20 protein-coding genes, 2 riboswitches and 1 other annotated feature are annotated in these 21821 nt (G+C 40.2%); of the genes, 10 read left to right on the forward strand and 10 right to left on the reverse strand.

Features of this window, described 5'->3' with window-relative positions; genetic code table 11:
- Positions 1 to 29: 29 nt before the first annotated feature.
- The 10 genes from serC to dnaA all read right to left on the reverse strand — a co-directional run bounded on the left by serC (position 30) and on the right by dnaA (position 12664).
- Positions 30 to 1118, reverse strand: coding sequence for a 3-phosphoserine/phosphohydroxythreonine transaminase (gene serC, locus Tfer_RS13895; RefSeq protein WP_013118937.1), 1089 nt, complete (start codon positions 1116 to 1118; stop codon positions 30 to 32).
- A gap of 188 nt (positions 1119 to 1306) precedes the next feature.
- Positions 1307 to 1534 (reverse strand) — a binding site (T-box leader).
- Between the two features lie 95 nt (positions 1535 to 1629).
- Positions 1630 to 1726, reverse strand: a riboswitch (glycine riboswitch).
- Between the two features lie 11 nt (positions 1727 to 1737).
- A riboswitch (glycine riboswitch) is annotated at positions 1738 to 1837 on the reverse strand.
- Between the two features lie 118 nt (positions 1838 to 1955).
- Positions 1956 to 2519: a pyridoxal 5'-phosphate synthase glutaminase subunit PdxT gene (pdxT, locus tag Tfer_RS13900; protein WP_052218921.1), complete on the reverse strand. Its 564-nt coding sequence runs from the start codon at positions 2517 to 2519 to the stop codon at positions 1956 to 1958.
- A 17-nt stretch (positions 2520 to 2536) separates the two neighbouring features.
- On the reverse strand, positions 2537 to 3421 hold the full coding sequence (gene pdxS, locus Tfer_RS13905) for a pyridoxal 5'-phosphate synthase lyase subunit PdxS (RefSeq protein WP_013118935.1): 885 nt from the start codon (positions 3419 to 3421) through the stop codon (positions 2537 to 2539).
- A gap of 200 nt (positions 3422 to 3621) precedes the next feature.
- Entirely contained in the window at positions 3622 to 6066 is a 2445-nt protein-coding gene (gene gyrA, locus Tfer_RS13910; protein ID WP_052218922.1) for a DNA gyrase subunit A, read from the reverse strand.
- Positions 6067 to 6243: 177 nt separating this feature from the next.
- Positions 6244 to 8151, reverse strand: a complete 1908-nt coding sequence (gene gyrB, locus Tfer_RS13915) for a DNA topoisomerase (ATP-hydrolyzing) subunit B (RefSeq protein ID WP_052218923.1) — start codon at positions 8149 to 8151, stop codon at positions 6244 to 6246.
- 218 nt (positions 8152 to 8369) lie between these two features.
- Positions 8370 to 8624 (reverse strand): extracellular matrix regulator RemB, encoded by a 255-nt coding sequence (gene remB / locus Tfer_RS13920; protein WP_013118930.1) that lies wholly within the window; start codon positions 8622 to 8624, stop codon positions 8370 to 8372.
- Between the two features lie 10 nt (positions 8625 to 8634).
- The gene (gene recF, locus Tfer_RS13925; protein ID WP_052218924.1) at positions 8635 to 9747 is read right to left on the reverse strand and encodes a DNA replication/repair protein RecF; all 1113 of its coding nucleotides are present in this window, start codon (positions 9745 to 9747) and stop codon (positions 8635 to 8637) included.
- Between the two features lie 18 nt (positions 9748 to 9765).
- Positions 9766 to 9990: an RNA-binding S4 domain-containing protein gene (locus Tfer_RS13930; protein WP_013118928.1), complete on the reverse strand. Its 225-nt coding sequence runs from the start codon at positions 9988 to 9990 to the stop codon at positions 9766 to 9768.
- Between the two features lie 17 nt (positions 9991 to 10007).
- The gene (dnaN, locus tag Tfer_RS13935) at positions 10008 to 11120 is read right to left on the reverse strand and encodes a DNA polymerase III subunit beta (protein WP_052218925.1); all 1113 of its coding nucleotides are present in this window, start codon (positions 11118 to 11120) and stop codon (positions 10008 to 10010) included.
- A 191-nt stretch (positions 11121 to 11311) separates the two neighbouring features.
- A complete protein-coding gene (gene dnaA / locus Tfer_RS13940; RefSeq protein ID WP_427916566.1) occupies positions 11312 to 12664 on the reverse strand; it encodes a chromosomal replication initiator protein DnaA in 1353 nt (450 codons plus the stop codon).
- Between the two features lie 643 nt (positions 12665 to 13307).
- Here dnaA and rpmH point away from each other — a divergent pair.
- The 10 genes from rpmH (at position 13308) to Tfer_RS13985 (ending at position 21502) form a co-directional block, all read left to right on the forward strand.
- Positions 13308 to 13442, forward strand: a complete 135-nt coding sequence (gene rpmH, locus Tfer_RS16150) for a 50S ribosomal protein L34 (RefSeq protein WP_013121832.1) — start codon at positions 13308 to 13310, stop codon at positions 13440 to 13442.
- Between the two features lie 122 nt (positions 13443 to 13564).
- On the forward strand, positions 13565 to 13918 hold the full coding sequence (gene rnpA, locus Tfer_RS13945) for a ribonuclease P protein component (RefSeq protein ID WP_052218927.1): 354 nt from the start codon (positions 13565 to 13567) through the stop codon (positions 13916 to 13918).
- A complete protein-coding gene (gene yidD / locus Tfer_RS13950; protein ID WP_052218928.1) occupies positions 13915 to 14121 on the forward strand; it encodes a membrane protein insertion efficiency factor YidD in 207 nt (68 codons plus the stop codon). Before rnpA ends, yidD begins: the two co-directional genes overlap by 4 nt.
- A gap of 36 nt (positions 14122 to 14157) precedes the next feature.
- A complete protein-coding gene (locus Tfer_RS13955; protein WP_242843604.1) occupies positions 14158 to 14844 on the forward strand; it encodes a YidC/Oxa1 family membrane protein insertase in 687 nt (228 codons plus the stop codon).
- Entirely contained in the window at positions 14810 to 15433 is a 624-nt protein-coding gene (jag, locus tag Tfer_RS13960) for an RNA-binding cell elongation regulator Jag/EloR (RefSeq protein ID WP_052218929.1), read from the forward strand. The genes Tfer_RS13955 and jag overlap by 35 nt, the downstream gene beginning before the upstream one ends.
- An 85-nt stretch (positions 15434 to 15518) precedes the next feature.
- Positions 15519 to 16895: a tRNA uridine-5-carboxymethylaminomethyl(34) synthesis GTPase MnmE gene (gene mnmE / locus Tfer_RS13965; protein ID WP_052218930.1), complete on the forward strand. Its 1377-nt coding sequence runs from the start codon at positions 15519 to 15521 to the stop codon at positions 16893 to 16895.
- A gap of 14 nt (positions 16896 to 16909) precedes the next feature.
- Entirely contained in the window at positions 16910 to 18814 is a 1905-nt protein-coding gene (gene mnmG, locus Tfer_RS13970) for a tRNA uridine-5-carboxymethylaminomethyl(34) synthesis enzyme MnmG (protein WP_052218931.1), read from the forward strand.
- Complete coding sequence (rsmG, locus tag Tfer_RS13975; RefSeq protein ID WP_052218932.1) at positions 18807 to 19541, forward strand: 16S rRNA (guanine(527)-N(7))-methyltransferase RsmG; 735 nt, start codon at positions 18807 to 18809, stop codon at positions 19539 to 19541. Before mnmG ends, rsmG begins: the two co-directional genes overlap by 8 nt.
- A 340-nt stretch (positions 19542 to 19881) precedes the next feature.
- Positions 19882 to 20643: a ParA family protein gene (locus Tfer_RS13980; RefSeq protein ID WP_052218933.1), complete on the forward strand. Its 762-nt coding sequence runs from the start codon at positions 19882 to 19884 to the stop codon at positions 20641 to 20643.
- On the forward strand, positions 20636 to 21502 hold the full coding sequence (locus Tfer_RS13985; RefSeq protein WP_052218934.1) for a ParB/RepB/Spo0J family partition protein: 867 nt from the start codon (positions 20636 to 20638) through the stop codon (positions 21500 to 21502). The genes Tfer_RS13980 and Tfer_RS13985 overlap by 8 nt, the downstream gene beginning before the upstream one ends.
- Positions 21503 to 21821 lie beyond the last annotated feature (319 nt).

The following is a 21821-nucleotide window of genomic DNA, read 5'->3' on the forward strand; positions in this document are numbered from 1 at the left end:
GTAAAATGTTTTTTAACGGTCTTAATTTATTAAGCCTTTTTAGCCTGGAATTCTTTCATGAATTCGGCCAGTTTCCGGCAGCCTTCTACGGGCATGGCATTGTAAATGGAAGCCCTGATACCGCCAACTTCCCTGTGTCCTTTCAGTCCTGCCAAACCTACTTTAGCCGCTTCAGCTACAAATTCTTTTTCCAGGTCTTCGTTAGGCAGCCTGAAGGTTACGTTCATCAGGGACCTGCTGCCCACTTCCGCGTGTCCTTTATAGAAGCCGTTGCTGGCGTCAACAGCATCGTACACAATTTTCGCTTTCTCTTCGTTTCTCTTTTCAATGACGTCCAGGCCGCCCTGTTCTTTCACCCACTCTAACATCAGCTTAATCATATAGATGGTGAAGGATGCCGGGGTATTATAAAGGGAGTTGTTTTTGGCATAAGTATCGTATTTTAACATAGTAGGCAGGTTTTGGTTAGATTTCTCAATCATGTCATCACGAATGATAACTACCGCTGCACCGGCCGGTCCCAAATTTTTCTGAGCGCCGGCGTAAATTAAAGCGAATTTAGAAACATCTATTTTTCTGGATAAAATGTCGCTGGACATGTCAGCTATTAAAGGAACATCGCCTGTATCAGGGAACTCTTTCCACTGGGTACCAAAAATTGTGTTGTTGGAAGTGATATGCAGGTAGGCTGGATTTTCGCTCATCTGAATTTCATCCAGGTTAGCTACCCGGGTAAAGTTAAGGTCCTTGGTTGAAGCAGCGATATGCGTAGGACCTACTTTTACTGCCTCCTTATAAGCTTTGTTGGCAAAACTGCCGGTTATAACATAGTTACCGATTTTTCCATCTACTATGTAATTCATGGGGATCATATCAAACTGTCCTGTTGCTCCCATACCTATAAACAGAACCCTGTAATTATCAGGAATTGCCATCAGTTCTTTAAGTAAAGCCTCGGCGCCAAGGATAATAGCTTCAAAATCCTTTGACCGGTGACTGATTTCCATAACGGACATACCTGTTCCGTTATAGTTCAGCATCTCCTTTTGGGCCTTTTCCAAAATAGCTAAAGGCAAGGTTGCCGGTCCCGGGTTAAAATTAAATACTCTTTCTGTCATTTTTTAATCCTCCCTATTTTTTATTTTTTTAAAAACTTTTTTCTTAAAATAATATTCTTTTTCAAAAAAGCCTTTAACAGTGAACTAATTTCTAAAACCTTGAACTGCTTAGACTGACTATCACCTCCTGCGGCAAATACATTCGGTACAAATAAAAAACCTCTCGCCCTGTTGCATTACGAAAATGCCTCAGGGACGAGAGGTTGTTTTCCCGCGTTGCCACCCTGTTTGACCGCCTATAGACGGCCCTCTTAATTAGCTGTAACGGGCTTTCCCGGAAAAGCCTAAGCCATTTATTTAATGGGTTCGGCCTTTCTGCTCCAAGGTGGATTTCAGTAAACTACTTCATCGGTTCGCACCAACCACCGACTCTCTGTAGAAGCCAATTCACCTACTTGCCTTTTCATTGCCTTAGTTTTGCAATTATTTAAATATACAACAGAGGTCAAACAATCTGTTTGACCTCTGAACAAGCAAAGAGAAACAAATGTCTTAAATGATTAAAGACACTTCCCTTTTCTCTGTCCTTTTGCCTGAGAGATTGCCCAATACAATAAGGGTTGCTCCTTCGGCGCTTGTTTACCACAAGTCTCTCCAGAGGTCTGTCCTGTTACAGTAATCATACTTTTCAGTATACCTGAGAGATTGGGACTTAAATGGGAGTTTTAAGCCCTTGCCCCTTCGGCGGATTGCAACAATCCTTTTCCTGTAACATTCATTCAGTTCATTTGAAGTTTACATGTTCTAATTATGTTCTAATTATAGAAGTTAGTCTTCCTTTTGTCAATTGGTTTGTGAAAAATTTTACAAAAATATTATACGTTTCTGGTATACCCTCTATTCCACCATATTCAAAAAATATTTATGAATACGCAAATCATCAGTTAATTCGGGGTGAAAAGCAGCAGCTAAAAGGTTATTTTGCCGGGCAAAAACAATCTTTCCTTCTACTTCCGCCAAAACTTCCACATCGGACCCGACAGATTCCAGGTAGGGAGCCCGGATAAATACCCCCGTGAACGGCGAATCAAAACCTGCTATTTTCAAGGGCATTTCAAAACTGTCCACCTGGCGGCCAAAAGCATTCCGCTTGGCCACAATATCCATAACTCCCAGGCGCGGCTGATTACTGCCCACAATTTCTTTAGCCAGGACAATCATGCCTGCACAAGTGCCGAACACAGGCATACCCTGCTCAATCTTTTTCCTTAATGGTTCCATTATATCGAAATCAACAAGAAGCTTTCCAATAGTAGTACTTTCTCCGCCCGGAATAATCAGGCCTTTTATATCTTCCAACTGATCCGCTTTTTTTACCTGAACAGTATCACAACCACAAGCCTTTAAAGCCTGCTCATGTTCCCTAAAAGCCCCCTGCAGGGCCAAGACACCTACTTTCAATTGCGCTTCCTCCTAAATTACCATCCGCGTTCTTGCATTCTTTCAATTTCCGGCAGTGTAGAGATATTGATACCTACCATGGGTTCTCCCAGGTCACGTGATATTTCCGCTAAAATTTTCGGGTCATTGTAATGTGTTGTTGCAGCTACAATAGCTTTTGCACGGGCAGCGGGGTCGCCGGATTTAAAAATACCGGAACCGACAAATATACCGTCACAGCCCAATTGCATCATCAATGCGGCATCAGCAGGAGTAGCAATACCGCCGGCAGCAAAATTGACTACCGGCAACCGACCCGTTTTTGCCACTTCTACAACTAAGTCATAGGGAGCGCCCATTTCTTTAGCAGCTGTCATAAGTTCTTCTTCAGGCAGGTTCTGCAGCCTTCTGATTTCGCCCATAACAGTACGCATATGCCGAACTGCCTCAACAACATCACCGGTCCCAGGTTCACCTTTGGTTCGGATCATTGCAGCGCCTTCTCCAATCCTCCGCAGGGCTTCGCCAAGATTTTTGGCGCCGCAAACAAAAGGAACCTTGAACTCATGTTTATTGACGTGGAATTTATCATCTGCCGGAGTCAATACTTCACTTTCATCTATGTAATCCACACCAAGAGCTTCTAAAATTTGCGCCTCAACAAAATGGCCAATCCGGCATTTAGCCATAACCGGAATAGTTACTGCGTCCATAATTCTTAAGATTACACTGGGGTCTGCCATTCTGGCCACACCACCGGCAGCCCTTATATCAGCCGGAACCCTTTCCAGCGCCATTACGGCGCAAGCTCCTGCTTCCTCAGCGATCTTCGCCTGCTCCGGAGTAGTAACATCCATGATTACTCCGCCTTTTAACATCTCCGCCAGACCTTTCTTTACCCGCCATGTACCCTTTTCTTCCACGGTTATTCCCTCCTGTATACTAATAAAATTTATAAATAATAAACACCTTTTTCAAGATACTATAATATTTTACTACAGTTTTTAGCAATAAACAAGAGTTTTGCCCGGTAGGAGACTACATAAATGTTTTCCAACAGAAAAAAGGCCAAATGTTTTTTTTACATTTGGCCTACTTGATTAAACAATACGAACAATCAACTTTAATCCTCGTCCTTAGTAACTACCTTAGCCACTGCAACAACATGGTCATTTTCATCCAGGCGCATTAACCGTACACCCTGAGTAGACCGGCCCATGGTGGAAATACCGTCAACATCAAGCCTGATAATGATTCCTTCCGCAGTAATTAACATAAGTTCATCTCCTGGCTTGACCACTTTAATGCCGACCAGGTGTCCGTTTCGCTTGGTGGGGCGAATAGTCATAATGCCTTTACCGCCTCTGCCCTGGCGGCGATAATCATCCACATGGCTACGCTTGCCAAAACCTTTTTCTGTGACAACCAGTACATCGGCACCTTGTTCAATGGTATCTATGCCGATTACCTCATCCTTTTCGGAAAGGGAAATGCCCCTTACCCCCCTGGCTGCCCTGCCCATACTTCTGACTTCTTCTTCGGCAAACCTGATGGCCTTGCCTTCTTTGGTGCCTATAATGACTTCGTTTTTTCCATTAGTAAGTTTCACATCAATAAGTTCATCGTTTTCATCCAGGGAAAGGGCAATAATACCGTCTTTTCTGGTGCTTCCGTATTCCACAAGGGGTGTCTTTTTAATAATTCCTTTCCGGGTAATTGTCAACAAATACTCTTCCGTGTCAAAGGACCTGACAGGAATCACCGCTGTAATTTTCTCATCACCGGAAATGTACAACAGGTTTACTATGGCTGTGCCTTTAGCTTGCCGGCCAGCCTCCGGAATATTATGCACCTTCAGTTTATAGACCTTACCCTTATTGGTAAAGAACAGGAGGTAATGGTGTGTAGTCGTAATAAACAGATGTTCTACAAAATCTTCTTCCTTGGTGCCCATGGCTGTAACTCCTCGACCGCCCCTTTTTTGGTTACGGTAAGTGTCCAGGGCAATTCTTTTAATGTAACCCAGATGAGTTATGGTGATAACCATATCTTCTTCCGCAATCAGGTCTTCAGTGTCAATATCTACATCCTTCATAGAAATTTCCGTTCTTCTGGGGTCGTTATATTTTTCCTTAATTACCAGCAGTTCTTCTTTTATTATCCCCAAGACCATGTGTTCATTAGCCAGAACAGCTTTTAAATATGCTATTCGTTCCAGAAGATTTTTATACTCTTCTTCCAGCTTCTCTCTTTCCAAACCGGTCAGTTTCTGCAACCTCATATCAAGTATAGCCTGCGCTTGTTTTTCTGACAGACCAAACTTATCCATCAAAGCATTGCGTGCTATTTCAACTGTTCTGGATTCACGAATTGTTTTAATAACTTCATCGAGATGATCCAAAGCAATCTTTAGGCCTTCTAAAATATGCGCCCTGGCTTCTGCCTTGTCTAATTCAAAGCGGGTCCTCCTGGTAATAACATCCTTTTGATGTTCCAGGTAATAGAACAGGGCATCGCGCAAATTTAATACCTTTGGCTGGCCGTCCACCAAAGCCAGCATTATAACACCAAAGGTCTCCTGCAGTTGGGTATGTTTGAATAACTGGTTTAAAACAACCTGCGGGTTGGCATCCTTGCGCAACTCAATAACAATCTGCATACCCATTCTGTCAGATTCATCACGTAGATCGGTAATTCCGTCAATTTTTTTATCTCTGACCAATTCGGCAATTTTTTCTATCAATCTGGCCTTGTTTACCTGGTAAGGTAACTCGTGGACCAGTATCCTGGACTTGCCGTTGGACATAGTCTCTATAGTGGTTTTTGCCCTGATCCTTATGGCGCCACGACCGGTTTTGTAGGCGCTTTTGATACCTTCCCGACCCATAATAATACCGCCGGTTGGAAAATCGGGACCTTTTACCGCCATCATCAGTTCCTGTGGCGTAGCATCAGGATTATCTATCAACATAATTACCCCATCTATAATTTCTCCCAGGTTATGGGGTGGAATGTTGGTAGCCATACCCACTGCGATACCCGAAGAACCGTTGATGAGCAAATTAGGAATTCTTGCCGGCAAAACAACAGGTTCTTTTAAGGTGTCGTCAAAGTTAGGAACAAAGTCTACCGTATCCTTATCAATATCTGCCAACATTTCCTGGGTTATTTTAGCCATTCTGGCCTCGGTATAACGCATGGCCGCTGCAGAATCGCCATCGATAGAACCAAAGTTTCCGTGCCCGTCTACCAATGGATAACGGCAGGCAAAATCCTGCGCCATACGCACCATGGCATCGTACACTGCGGTATCGCCGTGCGGATGGTATTTACCAAGAACTTCACCGACCAAACGCGCCGATTTTTTATGCGGTTTGTCGGGAGTCATGCCCAATTCGCTCATGGCATACAAAATACGCCTGTGTACAGGCTTCAGACCATCCCTGACATCAGGCAGAGCCCGGCCGACTATAACGCTCATGGCATAATCAAGATACGAGTTTTTCATTTCATCGTTGATATTGATGGGCAATATTTTGCCATGCTCAAATTCAGTCAAATTCTTCACCTCTTAATCCCTCTACATAATAATTAAAACATGCGCTGATTCGCATGTTCAAACCTGCCGCGCCCTTTTTTCCTTATAAAGGTATTATACCAAAAACATACTAAATATGCAATCCAGGTCAATTCTGTGATGCCGGCAGGCTAAAAAAATCACCCCTGAAAATATCAGGGGTATTTGTTATATATCAAGGTTTCTAACCTCTTTGGCATGGGTTTGGATAAATTCCCTGCGCGGTTCAACTTTATCACCCATTAAGATCGTAAATATTTCGTCCGCTATCATGGCATCCTCTAAATTTACCCGCAAAATGGTTCTTGTTTCAGGATTCATGGTAGTTTCCCACAACTGCTCCGGATTCATTTCACCCAGGCCCTTGTACCTTTGCAGGGAAACTCCTTCACGCCCGATCTGGTTAAGCAGTTTCTCCAATTCATGGTCTGAATAAACATAATTGTCAATTTTGTTCTTCTTAACTTTATATAAAGGCGGCTGGGCTATATAAACATAACCTGCTTCAATGAGTGGCCGCATATATCTGTAAAAGAAAGTTAACAACAAAGTTCTGATATGGGCGCCGTCTACATCGGCATCTGTCATAATTATCAGTTTATGATAACGGGCCTTGGATATATCAAAATCATCTGAAATTCCTGTACCCATAGCCGTTATCATTGCCCGAATCTCCTCATTGGCCAGTACCTTGTCGAGCCGCGCCTTTTCAACATTGAGTATTTTTCCACGGAGGGGCAATATAGCCTGAAATCTCCTATCCCGGCCTTGTTTTGCAGAACCTCCTGCAGAATCACCCTCAACCAGGTACAGTTCACATACAGCAGGGTCCTTCAAAGAACAATCGGCCAGTTTACCAGGCAATGATGTGCTTTCCAGAGCATTTTTGCGCCTGGTCAATTCACGGGCTTTTCTTGCCGCTTCCCTTGCCCGCGCTGCATTTATAGCTTTTTCAGTTATTCTTTTGGCAAAGGGCGGATTCTCCTCCAAAAAAGTACCGACACCTTCGACAACTACAGCATCAACTATACCACGAACCTCGCTGTTCCCCAATTTAGTTTTTGTCTGCCCCTCAAACTGAGGCTCCCGGACTTTAACACTTATTATAGCCGTTAAACCTTCACGGATATCTTCGCCGGTGAGATTATTTTCATTCTCCTTCAAGAGGTTGTATTTACGGGCATAATCATTGACAACCCTTGTCAACGCAGTTTTAAACCCTGCTTCATGAGTCCCACCTTCATGCGTATGGATATTGTTTACAAAGGAAAAGATATTCTCTGTATATCCATCATTATATTGCAAGGCTATTTCTACCATTACGTCGTCTTTTTCGCCTTCAAAATAGATTGGTTCCGGATGCAGCACATCCTTGTTTTTATTTAAATGTTTAACAAAATCGATGATACCTCCCTCATGCTGGAAGGTTTTTTCATTGCCGTCTCTTTCATCTTTCAGTATAATTGTTAAACCCTTATTTAAAAAAGATAATTCCTTCAAACGTTGCGATAATGTTTCAAAATTGAAAACAAGGTCCTCAAATATTTCATGGTCGGGCTTGAAAGTAATTTTTGTACCTGTAGAGTTACTGTCTCCTATTATTTTTAATTCAGTAACGGGTAAACCTCTTTCGTATCTCTGGTGATATATATGGTTATCTCTTTTTACTTCGACTTCCAGCCATTCGGACAAGGCATTAACAACTGATACACCGACACCATGTAAGCCGCCGGAAACCTTATATCCGTCTCCGCCAAATTTTCCTCCGGCATGCAGAATGGTTAAAACTACCTCAACAGCCGGTTTACCTATTTTGGGGTGAATATCGACAGGAATACCGCGCCCGTTATCAATAACTGTAATGCTGTTATCATGATGAATTATAACCTCAATTTTGTCACAAAATCCGGCTAAGGCTTCATCAATACTGTTATCCACTACTTCATAGACTAAGTGATGCAAACCCCGGGTGCTGGTACTGCCTATATACATGCCGGGTCTGCGCCTCACAGCTTCCAAACCTTCGAGAACCTGAATCTGGCTGGCCCCATAATTGTGATTAGTATTTTGTTCCATGCCTGTCCTCCGTTCCTGTAATTCATCCAAATCCAAATTATACCACAATACGGATGTTTTCTCAAGTTGATGGTTATTTTCTCAAGTTGATAGATACTTTGGTTTATATCCGGAAACCATGCTTTGAGGTTATTCACAATTTTACCTCAAAGCACAATTTCCTAGATATTCAAAAAGTGAAACCGTGGTTAACCACGGCTTGTATTATTCTATGCTGCCTATTCGATACCTAAATTTTCTTCGGACCTCTTTTTTAAGGTCAGTGAAGATATAGGAGAAAAGAAAACATTGTTTGAAGTTACAATAAAAGATTTTGCCTTTGATTTTTTCGTTATTTCAAAAATTAATTCTTCATTTTCTGCCTGATCAATAAATTCTTTATTATTCTCTGCTTTTTTTGCAGATTGCATGTCAATAATTGCAATTACTTGTTCCTTAGGAATTATTACATCTCCTCCCAGATGAAGAAACATTACGCACCTCCTAAAACTGTATTATCCCTTCTCTTATTGTAAACAAAGATGCATTTTTTTTCAGATTCTCTGCCAACAAACTTGCATCAGTTGTTGTAATAAAAGTTTGAATTTTACTTTGTACAGACTCCAATAAATACTGTCTTCTGTCTTCATCCAATTCAGACATTACATCATCCAGCAACAAAAGAGGATATTCCCCTGTTTCTCCTTTCACCAGTTCCAGTTCCGCCAGTTTTATACTGAGAGAACAGCTCCTTTGTTGACCCTGAGAGCCGTAATGTTTAACTTCCTTACCGTTAATATAGAAAACCAGATCGTCCCTGTGGGGACCAATAATGGTAATACCTCTGTCCAATTCTTCATCCCTGTTTGCTGCTATTTTTTCCAAAAATAATTTTTCTATTTCCTCTAAACTCAAGTTGTCTTTATCTACAACGTTGGAAATATACCTGGTTTCCAGCTCTTCTTTACCGTTTGTAATTTTCCTATGCATTAAGCGTGTTAAAGGAGTGAGTTTTTTTAACACATCTAGTTTTTTATAAATCAATTTGGCCCCAAATAAGGCCAGTTGCCGATCCCATACAGGTAAGTTATCGGCCAAATTCTTGTTCATCTTAATATCCTTCAGCAAAGCATTTCGTTGGACCAGAATTCTTTGGTATTTTAATAAATTATAATAATAACCCGGACTTATTTGCGAAATTTCTGTGTCAATAAATTTACGCCTTACAACCGGACTTCCCTTCACTAACGTTAAATCTTCAGGAGAAAACAGTATCACTTTTACTGTTCCCAATATATCTCCTGTTCTTTTTTTTTGCACACCGTTTAATTTAATTTTCTTTTTTCCTTCTCTGTTTAAACCAATTTCCAAAACAAACCTACCATGAAGATTTTCGCCGCTAATTTTTAGGATAAAGTAGTTTTCGTTCCATTTGATCAAATCTGCATCTTTATTGGTTCTGTGTGAGCGTCCGGTCCCGGAATAATAGATTGCTTCCAGAATATTAGTTTTTCCCTGGGCATTATCTCCCACAAACAGGTTCAGTTTATCATGAAAACTTAAAGTAAGCGTCTGGTAGTTACGAAAATTCAGCAGGGCTATTTTATCTATTAACAAAGGTGAACAACTCCTCTGCTACCGCAAGGTAACCACCTTAAAAGTGCCAAAACCGGTAACTTCAACAATATCTTCATGGCGCAACTGTCGCCCTCTGCGCAATTCAATTTCCCCGTTTACTTTGATTGAGCCACCGGCTATCATGTTTTTTGCTTCCCCGCCAGTTGACACAATGGTAGCCCATTTTAAAAACTGATCCAGTTTTATTGTCTCTGTTTCAATAAAGATATTTTTGACCTGCAATGTACTTACTCCTCATGTTAAACTGTTCGCACAGGTAAAATCAGATATAAATAATTATCTCCTTCTACAGGTTTTACAATACCGGGGCTAAGAGAACCTGTTAGCTCCAAAAATACTTCTTCAGCATCAATTACCCTTAATACATCTATCAAATACTTGGAATTAAATGCTATTTGCGTTTCCTCTCCTTCCAAGACAATAGGAAGTTCTTCATGAATCGTACCAATATCAGGGCTATTGGAATTAATTATTAAAGTATGGTTTTGCACCGCCAACCTAATTACGTTGGAACCGTCTTTGGCCAACAAAGAAGCCCTTTCGACGGCATCGAGAAATTCCCTGGTGTTTAACCGAATTTTGGATTTGCATCCCTGGGGTATTACCTGTTTGTAATTAGGAAACTGCCCTTCTATTAAACGGGAAATTAACCGAATGTTATCCAGTTCCATAACGACCTGGTTGTTACTAAAAATAATTTTTACTTCTTCATTTTCGGGTGGCATAATTCTCACAATTTCATTTAAGGCCTTGGCGGGTATTAAGGCACTGGTTTTTTCACCGCTGTAACCATGACTTCCAATAGCTCCAATGCGTAAAGCCAGACGGTGTGTGTCAGTAGCCACCAAACGCAGTTCATCGCCTTCTACCTCGAAGAGCACGCCTGTAAAAATAGGCCTGTTTTCATCAGCGGCTGTAGCAAAAGTTACCTGTTTAATCATGTTTTTGAAAAGTTCCTGCTTGATAACATATGTAGTTTCTCCATCCAGGGACGGCAATAAAGGAAATTCGTCAGCGGGATAACCATGAATGGTTGTTTTTGATTGTGCGTATTTCAGAGTGGCCACATTGTTTTCTTTTTCAACACTGAATTCAATCAAAACATCGGGTAGCTTACGGACAATTTCGCTCAGGTACTTGGCCGGCAACACAACAGAACCTTCACTGGATCCATTTACCGGAACAGTGCATTCAATACCTAACTCCAAATCAGTGGCGGTCAGGCAAAGGTTATTGTTTTTCAGTTTCATCAGTATTCCAGATAAGATAGGAAGCGGATTCTTCGGTGAGACGGCTCTTTGTGCCACCTGCACTCCGTAAACCATGTTATTCTTGTTCGAAGTAAATTCCATTTGTGTCCTCCTGTCCACAAGTATTTGTTAATTGATGCTCAAGTAAGCATATATATTATAAGTTAAGTAAAAAGAGTAGCTATAGTAACAGTGCCTGTGAAAATGTGGATATCCGATTTAATTATTAAAACACAAAGGATAGGCAAGTGTTAAAAAATTGTTGATAACTTTTGAAAGTTGTTCACAAATTACTATCCGTTTAATATCCTGTGCTGTAACTCTTTGATAATAGACTGAAGTTTAATATCATTATTTAAGTCGTTGGAAATTTTTTCGTGGGCATGAATAACAGTGGTATGGTCTCTTCCTCCGAATTCTTCGCCTATTTTTGGCAGAGAGTTGTCTGTAAGTTCTCGGCATAAATACATGGCGATTTGTCTGGGAAAAGCTACAGCTCTTGTTCTCTTTTTTGCCTTAAAATCTTCCACACGCATGCTAAAGTAGTCAGCCACAATTTTTTGAATGATTTCTATGTTAATTTGTTTCGGCGCCTGCATAGGAATTATATCTTTTAATGCTTCGGCAGCTAAATCAGTTGTAATTTCGCTATTGGTTAAAGACGAATAGGCCATTACTCGAATCAGGGCCCCTTCCAGTTCTCTGATATTTGACTGAATGCGGTTGGCAATGTACAGCATAACATCATTAGGTACCATCAGGTTCTCCAGTTGAGCCTTTTTTCTTAAAATTGCGATTCTTGTCTCCAGGTCGGGAGGCTGTATATCTGTAATTAGCCCCCATTCAAAGCGCGAGCGCAACCTATCTTCAAGAGTAGGTATTTCTTTAGGTGGGCGGTCACTGGAGATAATAATCTGTTTGTTTGCTTCATATAACGCATTAAAGGTATGGAAAAATTCTTCCTGGGTACGTTCTTTTCCGGCCAGGAACTGTATGTCATCTATAAGAAGTATGTCCATGTTCCTGTATTTGTTGCGAAAATCTACGGTTTTGTCGTCCCTGATAGAATTGATTAATTCGTTGGTAAATTTTTCGGAAGAAACATAAACTACTCTGAGGCTGTATTCCTGTTCAAGTATATAGTGTCCAATGGCCTGCATTAAATGTGTTTTACCCAAACCGACGCCACCGTAAATGAAAAGTGGGTTATAAGCTTTAGCCGGGGCTTCAGCAACTGCCAAAGCGGCTGCATGGGCAAATCGGTTGCTGTTGCCTACCACAAAGGTATCAAATGTATATTTGGGGTTGAGATGGGTAGATATGGACAAATCTTCATTGTAATTCTTTTTTATATCAATGTTGTATTCCGGCAAATAATCAGATACATCAATTATTTCATTGGGCAATGAAAAAGTAACACCGACCTCTTTGTTCAGAATATCGGAGAGAATGGATTTTATCAGATCAGTATACCTGCTTTCCAGCCAATCCTTGGCGAAATCATTTGGTACCTCTATAATCATCGTTTCATTGACAAAATTTACAGGTTTAATGTATTTTAACCAAGTTTCAAAAGAGGGTTTACTTACTTGTTTTGCTATTGCATTCAAAGTTTTTTGCCATATTTCGTGAAATTCTGATTTTATCATACAGTAAACCTCCCCAGAATTTGCTGCAATAAGTATTATTCGCTAAAAGTTATCCACAACCTCCATATTATTTATAAAAAACCATCGTTTATAAAATTTATAATATTAAAAAAGTAATCTAAATCTTAGAGCGACAATAACTCCAAGTGTTCTGAAAAAAATAAAAAACAAAAAATATAGGTAAATATAAGTATTGATAAAAGCCATAAAAAAAAGAAATATCAAACTTATCCACAGGTTATACACATGCTCAAAAACTATAAATTTAGCGAAAAAAAATAGAAATAATTTACAATATCTATATTTGTCATAAGAAAAACCATTTCAAAAATGGTTATGCACAATAATAACATTAAGTTCACAATATTTATCCCAAAGAGTGTATAACCGTTCTACTAGTAGAAAAAGTAGGATTTTAAACTCATTTAAGGTATTTTTATAATAACAAATTTAACCGGGTTAATCAACTTGAAATTTATCGGTTATCCACATGTGTATAAATTTAAGAAAAAAGTTATTAACATGGGGATAATTTCTAAGGTGTTATGAGGTGTAAGTATTTTGCTTGACGTTGCCATTTAATTACTATATAATTTTATATGTATGTCTCGCGGTCTAGATAAAAAGGGGGTGTTTAGACTTGAAAAGAACCTACCAACCTAAAAATAGAAAGCATAAAAGAGTTCATGGATTTTTGAAGAGAATGAGCACAAAATCCGGGCGGAATGTGTTAAAGAGACGTCGATTAAAAGGAAGGAAGAAGCTTTCAGCATAAGGCCGCAAAAGTGGCCTTTTCATTCTTTTAGTAAGTTTTTAGTTGTGGATAAAATTAAAAAATATGGGTTAGAATATGGCTAGTTTAACCATAAATAACCAAAAAAACGGGGGTTTCAAGTATTGGCCCTTGATAAAATAAAGAAAAGTTCAGAATTTAGAAAGGTTTACGTTAGTGGGAAATCTGTTTCCAACAGGTATCTGGTATTGTATTACCTGAAAAATGGCCAGCCTAATTCAAGAGTTGGCTTTTCTATCAGTAAAAAGGTCGGTAAAGCTGTGGTTCGAAACAGAATTAGACGCTTATTGACTGAAATAACCAGGTTATCCTGGCATAAAATTAGCGAAGGTTGGGACATTATCATTATTGTGCGCCCGCGTTTTGTTGAAAAACTATGCTATACCAGTTTGGAGAAGGCATTTATTAATTTAATAAAAAAAAGTGGTTTGAGTAAAGAGGAAGTTGGCAACAAATGAAGTACATATTAATTATGTTTGTTAAAATATACCGGACGTTTATCTCGCCGTTAAAGCCGGCAACCTGTCGGTTTTATCCAACTTGTTCAGAGTATACTATACTGGCTTTGGAAAGGTATGGGGTTATGCGTGGTGGGTTTAAGGCATTGAAACGGATTCTTAAATGCCATCCTTTCCACCCCGGTGGATATGACCCTGTTTAAAAAATATGATTATTGGGGTTAAAGGAGGGAAAGGTTTTGGCACAGTTAACGGCAGGGATGACTGCGCTGTTAGAGTTCTTTTATAAACTGACAGTAAGTATGGGCATCCCAAATTATGGTTTGGCTATAATTTTGATTACTGTATTGATAAAAATGCTGCTGCTGCCTTTAACAATCAAACAAATGAAGTCGTTGAAAATGACGCAGCAGCTTCAGCCAAAGGTAAAAGAAATTCAGGAAAAATACAAGGATCCCAAACAGGCTCAGCAGGCCATAATGGAATTATATAAACAATATGGAGCCAATCCTTTATCAGGATGTTTGCCTTTATTGTTACAAATGCCTATAATTATAGCCTTGTATCGGGCATTAATGAAATTCCCATATACAAATGAAGCTCATGCCAAGTTTTTATGGATCAGCAATTTAAGCCAGCATGATAAAATAGTATTACCTATTCTGGCGGTACTGACTACATATTTGCTGCAGCGAATGACTACCAATCTGCAAGATCAAACACAAAAGACAATGTTAATTGTTATGCCGCTGTTTATTGGCTGGCTGAGCATGTCTTTTCCGGCCGGACTTGCTTTATATTGGGTGGTGACAAACCTGGTCGGCGCCATTCAACAGTACTTTATTAATAAGATGCCACTTGACATTCCGGTGAAGGAGGAAACGGGGCCTAATGAAGCAGGTAGAAAAAAGCGGAAAAACGGTTGAAGAGGCTGTAGAGGCCGCTTTGGCGGAACTGCAAGTCACCAGAGATCAAGTAGAGGTGCAGGTTCTCGAAGAACCGACCAAAGGCCTATTTGGTATTTTAGGCGGTAAGGCAGCCAGAATATTGGTAATTGTCAAAGATAATCCTGTTGAAAAAGCTAAAGCTTTTTTAGCCGGGATATTCGAAAGAATGAATATAGAAAAAATAGAAATAGAAGCTTCAAAGAAAGAAGATTATATTGTTATTAATTTTAAGGGACCGGATTTGGGCGTATTAATCGGTCGCAGGGGTGATACTCTGGATGCGTTGCAGTATTTGGTAAACTTAGTGGCTAACAAAAACAGCAAAGAAAGAGTTAGATTTATTTTGGATGTAGAAGGTTACAGAAAAAGAAGAGAAGAAACCCTGGGTAAGCTGGCTTTTCGGTTAGCTGAAAAGGTAAAGAGAAAAGGCAAAGATGTAGTTTTGGAACCAATGAGTCCGCATGAACGGAGGATAATACATACGGCTCTCCAGGACCACAAAGAAGTTTTTACCTATAGTGAAGGTGACGAACCATTCCGTAAAGTTATAATCGCACCAAAAAAATAAATTTCTTTCAACCCAGTAATAATATTACTGGGTTTTTCTAAAATTAAAGGATTTTTTACGTTTATTAAATTTGGAGGCTTTTAATATGGATGATACCATTGCAGCCATAGGTACCCCTATAGGTGCTGCCGGAATTGGCATAATCAGAGTGAGTGGAAAAGATGCAATTGAAATAGTGGATAGAATTTTTCGTTCTAAAAATAAAAAGAATTTACATCAAGTACCCAGTCATAATATAGTGTACGGCCATATTGTTGATGAAAAAGGTGAAGTTATAGATGAAGTTTTAGTAACGGTAATGTTGGCTCCGAAAAGTTTTACGACCGAAAATGTGGTGGAAATTAATTGCCATGGAGGAACTGTGGCTGTTCGGAAAACGTTGGAGGCTGTGCTGAAAGCCGGCGCCAGATTGGCTGAGCCCGGAGAGTTTGCTAAAAGAGCTTTTTTAAACGGCAGGATAGATCTGGCCCAAGCAGAGTCCATAATGGACCTTATTAATGCAAAAACTGCAGCCAGCTTGCGCGTAGCCGTTGGACAACTTGAAGGAAAACTTTCAGCTCAAATCAAGGACATTAGAGCTAAATTGCTGGAATTGAGAGCCCATATTGAAGCAGGAATTGATTTTCCTGAGCACGATATCGAGGACTTAAGCAAGGAACAAATTAAGGTTGCTACGGTAGAATTAAAAAGCAGAATTGATAAGATACTTGAATCTGCTGATTCTGGCAAAATATTGCGGGAAGGTTTGAAAACAGTTATAATCGGAAAACCAAATGTAGGAAAATCTTCTTTGTTAAATGCTCTGGTCAAAGAAAAAAGGGCTATCGTGACTGATATTCCAGGTACTACCCGCGACGTGATTGAGGAATTTGTCAGCGTCCGGGGCATTCCTTTAAAAATACTGGATACGGCTGGAATCAGGGAAACGGAAGATGTGGTTGAAAAGATTGGTGTACAACGTTCCAAAGAAGCTCTGGAACAGGCTGATTTTTTTCTGTTTGTTGTAGATATTGCATCCGAAATTAGCAGTGAAGATATGGAAATAGCAGCGCTTCTGAAGGGTTTAAGCGGGATTATCATTGCAAATAAAACCGACCTGACGGGTGGTTTAAATAGAGATTTACAGAAAGAGTTAGGTCTTGATGTACCTGTAGTTGCAATGTCGTTGCTTAACGGGCAGGGGTTGGATGAACTTGAAGAAAAGATTGTAGATATTGTTTATAATAATGAATTTCATTCCGTTGATGAAATATTGGTCAGTAATGTCAGACACGAAAGGGCATTAACAGCAGCTTCTGAATACTTGACCGGAGTTCTCGAAACTTTGGAAAACAATATGCCAATGGACTGTGTGACTATAGATCTGAATTCTGCATGGGAAGAATTGGGCAAAATCACGGGTGAAACAGTGGGCGAAGATTTACTGGATCAAATTTTCAGCCAGTTTTGTATAGGAAAATAATTAGGAGGAAGGTCATGGAATACCTTGCGGGGACATATGATGTAATTGTTATAGGGACAGGTCATGCCGGCTGTGAAGCTGCTTTGGCAGCGGCCAGGTTAGGATGCAAAACACTGGCGGTAACCTTAAATATGGATAATGTTGCTTTTATGCCCTGTAACCCGGCAGTAGGAGGTCCGGCCAAGGGGCATCTGGTACGGGAAATTGATGCTTTAGGCGGCCAAATGGGTATAAATACGGACAAGACCCATATTCAAATGCGCATGCTAAATACCGGTAAGGGGCCGGCAGTTCATGCTCTGAGAGCTCAGGCAGATAAAAAACTATATCAGTTGGAAATGAAAAAAACCCTGGAGTTAGAACCTAATTTAGACGTCAAACAAGCCCTGGTTGAGAAAATTATTTTGCAAGGAAACCGGGTTACCGGTGTTGTCACCAATACGGGAGCAATTTTTCAAGCAAGGGCCGTTATTATCACTTCCGGTACATTTTTAAGAGCCCGCATAATTATAGGCGACGTTAATTACAGTGGAGGTCCCAGCGGGCAGTTTCCGGCTCAGAAACTTTCCGAGAGTTTAAAGGAATTAGGATTGGAGCTGGGACGTTTTAAAACGGGTACTCCTGCCAGAGTACATAGGAAATCCGTCGACTTTTCCAAAATGATTATCCAGCCCGGTGATGATTATCCCCATACCTTTTCTTTCATTATGCCAAAAATGAAACGGGAACAGATACCCTGCTGGCTTACTTATACAACAGAAGATACTCATAAAATTATTTTGGCAAATTTGCACAGGTCTCCTCTTTATACGGGAAAAATCGAGGGTACCGGTCCAAGATATTGTCCCTCTATTGAAGATAAAGTGGTACGTTTTGCCGACAAGCCCTGCCATCAAATCTTTTTAGAACCGGAAGGTAAAGATACGGAAGAAATGTATGTGCAGGGTTTTTCCACCAGTTTGCCCGAAGATATACAAATACAAATGCTGAGAACGATTATAGGCCTTGAGAAGGTTGAAATGATGCGACCGGGTTACGCTATTGAATATGACTATGTGGTACCAACTCAATTAAAACTTACTTTAGAGACAAAAAATATTGAAGGGTTGTATACTGCCGGGCAGATTAACGGTACATCGGGATACGAGGAGGCTGCTGCCCAGGGGTTAGTGGCAGGTATTAATGCCGCTTTAAAAATAAAAGAAATGGAGCCTTTTATCCTTAAAAGGTCAGAGGCCTATATCGGCGTCCTTATAGATGACCTGGTTACCAAAGGAACTAATGAACCGTACAGAATTATGACTTCCAGAGCGGAATACAGGTTGTTGCTAAGGCATGACAATGCCGACCTGCGTTTAACGGAAAAGGGATATAAAATTGGTCTGGTCGATGAAAATAGGTATCGAATTTTTGTGCAAAAGAGAGATGCTATAGAAAAGGAAATTTCCAGACTGGCCAATGAAAATATATCTCCCAGTGAGGAAACACAGAGGGTTATTAATTCCGTGGGAAGTACGGAGCTGAAACAAAAAATTAGTGCCTTTGAACTTTTAAAAAGGCCGGAGATTACTTATTCTGTACTGGAACAGTTAGGTGCCGGAATAGCAGATTTAGATGAAGAAGTAAAAGAACAAGTGGAAATTCAGGTTAAATATGAGGGCTACATAAAAAAGCAAATGGCCCAGGTTGAACGGTTTATAAAAATGGAAGCAAAGACCATTCCCGAATGGGTAGAATATGAAAAAATACAGGGATTATCTACAGAGGCCAAGCAGAAATTATCAAGTATCAGACCCGCATCAATTGGACAGGCCGGCAGGATTTCCGGTGTTTCACCGGCTGATATTTCTGTACTAATGGTTTATATTGAACAGCAAAGGAGAAAACGGGGTTTTCCGGAGGACCGTGTAAATGAGTAAAAACTTAACTTTTGCAGAATTGATAAAGCAAGGCGGACAAGAACTTAATTTGAACTTGGACAAAAAAGCAGTACTACTGTTCGAAACTTATAAGGATTTATTACTGGAATGGAACCAAAAAATTAATTTAACCTCTATTACTGATGTTAACGAAATAGCCATCAAGCATTTTCTGGATAGTTTGATTATACTTGGGGAAATTGAAGTAAAAGTTCAATGCCGAGTGGTTGATATAGGAACGGGGGCTGGTTTTCCGGGCATTCCGTTAAAGATTGCCAGACCTGACTTAAATGTAGTATTGGTTGACTCTTTGCAAAAGAGAGTAGCTTTTTTACGGGAAGTTATTGATAAGTTACAACTCAAAAACATTGAAGTCTACCATGGTAGGGCTGAGGAACTGGGACATTACCCGGAATTCAGAGAATCCTTTGATTTGGCTGTGGCCAGGGCTGTTGCTAAAATGCCTGTTTTAGTTGAATATAACCTTCCTTTTGTCAGAGTAGGCGGACAATTTGTGGCTTTTAAAGGGCCGGAAACAGACGAAGAAGTGAAATTGGCTGCCAATGCCGTTTTCGAACTTGGGGCAGAACTTGAGGAAGCAAAAGAAACCTACTTACCTTTCATAAGAGACCGGCGTTCTTTGATCATTTACAGAAAAACAAAACATACTCCTCCGAAATATCCGAGAAAACCTGGTCTTCCGGAAAAGAAGCCTTTAGGAGTTTAAAAAATTATTGTCAAATAATGGCTTAACAAATTGCAATACCACTTGCGAAGATGAAAATAATCTTCCAAGTGGTATTCCTTTTCTATTTGTGTGCGAACAAATGTTCTCATCCTATTTTGCCGTATACAGGGCGAAAATGTGAAGCCAAAGGATTTATATGCTATGCATTTTTTACCCTTCTCCAGGGCAAAAAAAAGCGTCTGGTGGTAATTGGCATAAAGAGGTAAAATAGAACCTTTAATTCAAACTGTAAAATTGCCGCTGAAATATAAAATTAGAGAAGGAACTAACATGTTTCTGTGGAATAAATGAAAAACAACAAAAAAAAGGTGTGGTTTCAATGGGAAAGGTTATTGCCGTGGCCAACCAAAAAGGTGGCGTGGCGAAAACTACTACGGCCGTTAATTTGGCTGCGTGCTTGGCTTTAAATGATAAAAAGGTGCTTTTGCTCGATATTGACCCGCAAGGTAATGCCAGCAGTGGATTGGGAATTGAAAAGGATGAGACTCTACATTGCATTTATGATGTGATTATTAATGGTGTACCTATTGAAAGTGTCATTGCAAAAACTGAAATAGAAAGCCTTGAATTGGTTCCGGCCACGATCCAATTGGCTGGAGCTGAAATAGAGTTGGTTTCCGCTATATCGAGAGAGTCAAAGTTAAAGAAAGCCCTCGCACCTATACGTGACAGGTATGATTATGTTTTGATCGACTGTCCTCCTTCTTTGGGATTATTAACCCTTAATGCCCTGACGGCTGCAGACTCCTTGATAATACCTATACAATGTGAATATTATGCCCTGGAGGGCTTAGGCCAGCTAATGAATACCATCGAACTGGTGCGCAAACATTTGAACGCCAACCTGGAAATTGAAGGCGTTTTGCTGACTATGTTTGATGCTAGAACAAACTTATCAATTCAGGTGGTTGATGAAGTAAAGGAATATTTTAAGGATAAAGTTTATCGGGCAATCGTGCCAAGAAATGTCAGATTAAGTGAAGCGCCCAGTCACGGGAAACCGATAGTATTGTATGACCCTAGGTCAAGGGGTGCGGAAGTTTATCAGGAGTTGGCAAAGGAAGTGATTGAACGTGAATAAAAAGGGCTTAGGCAAGGGTCTCAATGCCCTGATTCGCAGTAATAATGATTTTGAAGATAGAGCGGGTATAGTAGAACTGAATATTTCCGACATTGTGAGAAATGCCAAACAGCCGAGACAGGAGTTTGATCAGGAGAAGCTTGAAGAGTTAGCTGCTTCTATTAGACAGTATGGGATTATCCAGCCTGTTATAGTAAGAAGATTGACTAATAAGAAATATGAATTAATAGCCGGTGAAAGAAGGTGGCGCGCTGCCAGACTGGCTGGATTAGATAAAATTCCGGCCGTAATCAAGGAAGTGTCTGATCGGGAGATTACAGAACTTGCTTTGATCGAGAATATACAGAGAGAGGATTTAAATCCTATTGAGGAAGCGTTAGCCTATAAGCAGTTGATGGAGGAGTTTGGGCTTACACAGGAGGAATTATCTAAGCGTGTTGGTAAAAGCCGTTCCTTTATTGCCAACAGTGTCAGATTGTTGAATCTTCCACCGGAAGCACAGCGAATGGTACAGGCGGGCCAACTTTCAGCCGGTCATGCCAGGGCTTTGTTGGTTATTGAACGGGCAATAGACCAGGCTAATTTAGCCAAAAAGATAGTGGAAAAAAATTTATCTGTCAGACAAATTGAACAACTTGTAAAAAAAATAACTTCCGAAGGTAAGAAAAAAATCCCAAGAAAAAGACGGGAGTCAGAGTCTTTGATAGTTAAAGATATAGAGGAACAGATGCAGGGCAAGCTTGGCACAAAAGTACGTATTAAACATGGAAGTAAAAGAGGAATGATTGAAATTGAATATTACAGTGATGATGACTTGCAGAGGATTGTAGACCTTATTTTAGGGCACAATTACAGTTAAAAGTAGTGATAAAAAGTGTGTTATTGAATAAAGTAACAATAAATGGTTTGTTTCACGTGAAACAATGCCTATAAAGTTGAATCGGCCTCCTATCGGAGGCTTTAATACTAAAACCACTGCAATGGGGTATCTGGTACCCAAAAGTTACCACAGGGCGGCTTCAAAATTTCCGGTCGTGATTATCACCGAAACGTTTAAACAACTGTTGACCTTACAGTTGGAAACAGTTTACCACAGAGGGAGCAGCCGTCAAGGCTGGGAAACTAATGGAGTGAAAGTCTCCTGTCACTAATTAGCCGATTCGAGTGACTAGCATATT

The organism is Thermincola ferriacetica, assembly GCF_001263415.1.
GTDB classification, from domain to species: Bacteria; Bacillota; Thermincolia; order Thermincolales; family Thermincolaceae; genus Thermincola; species Thermincola ferriacetica.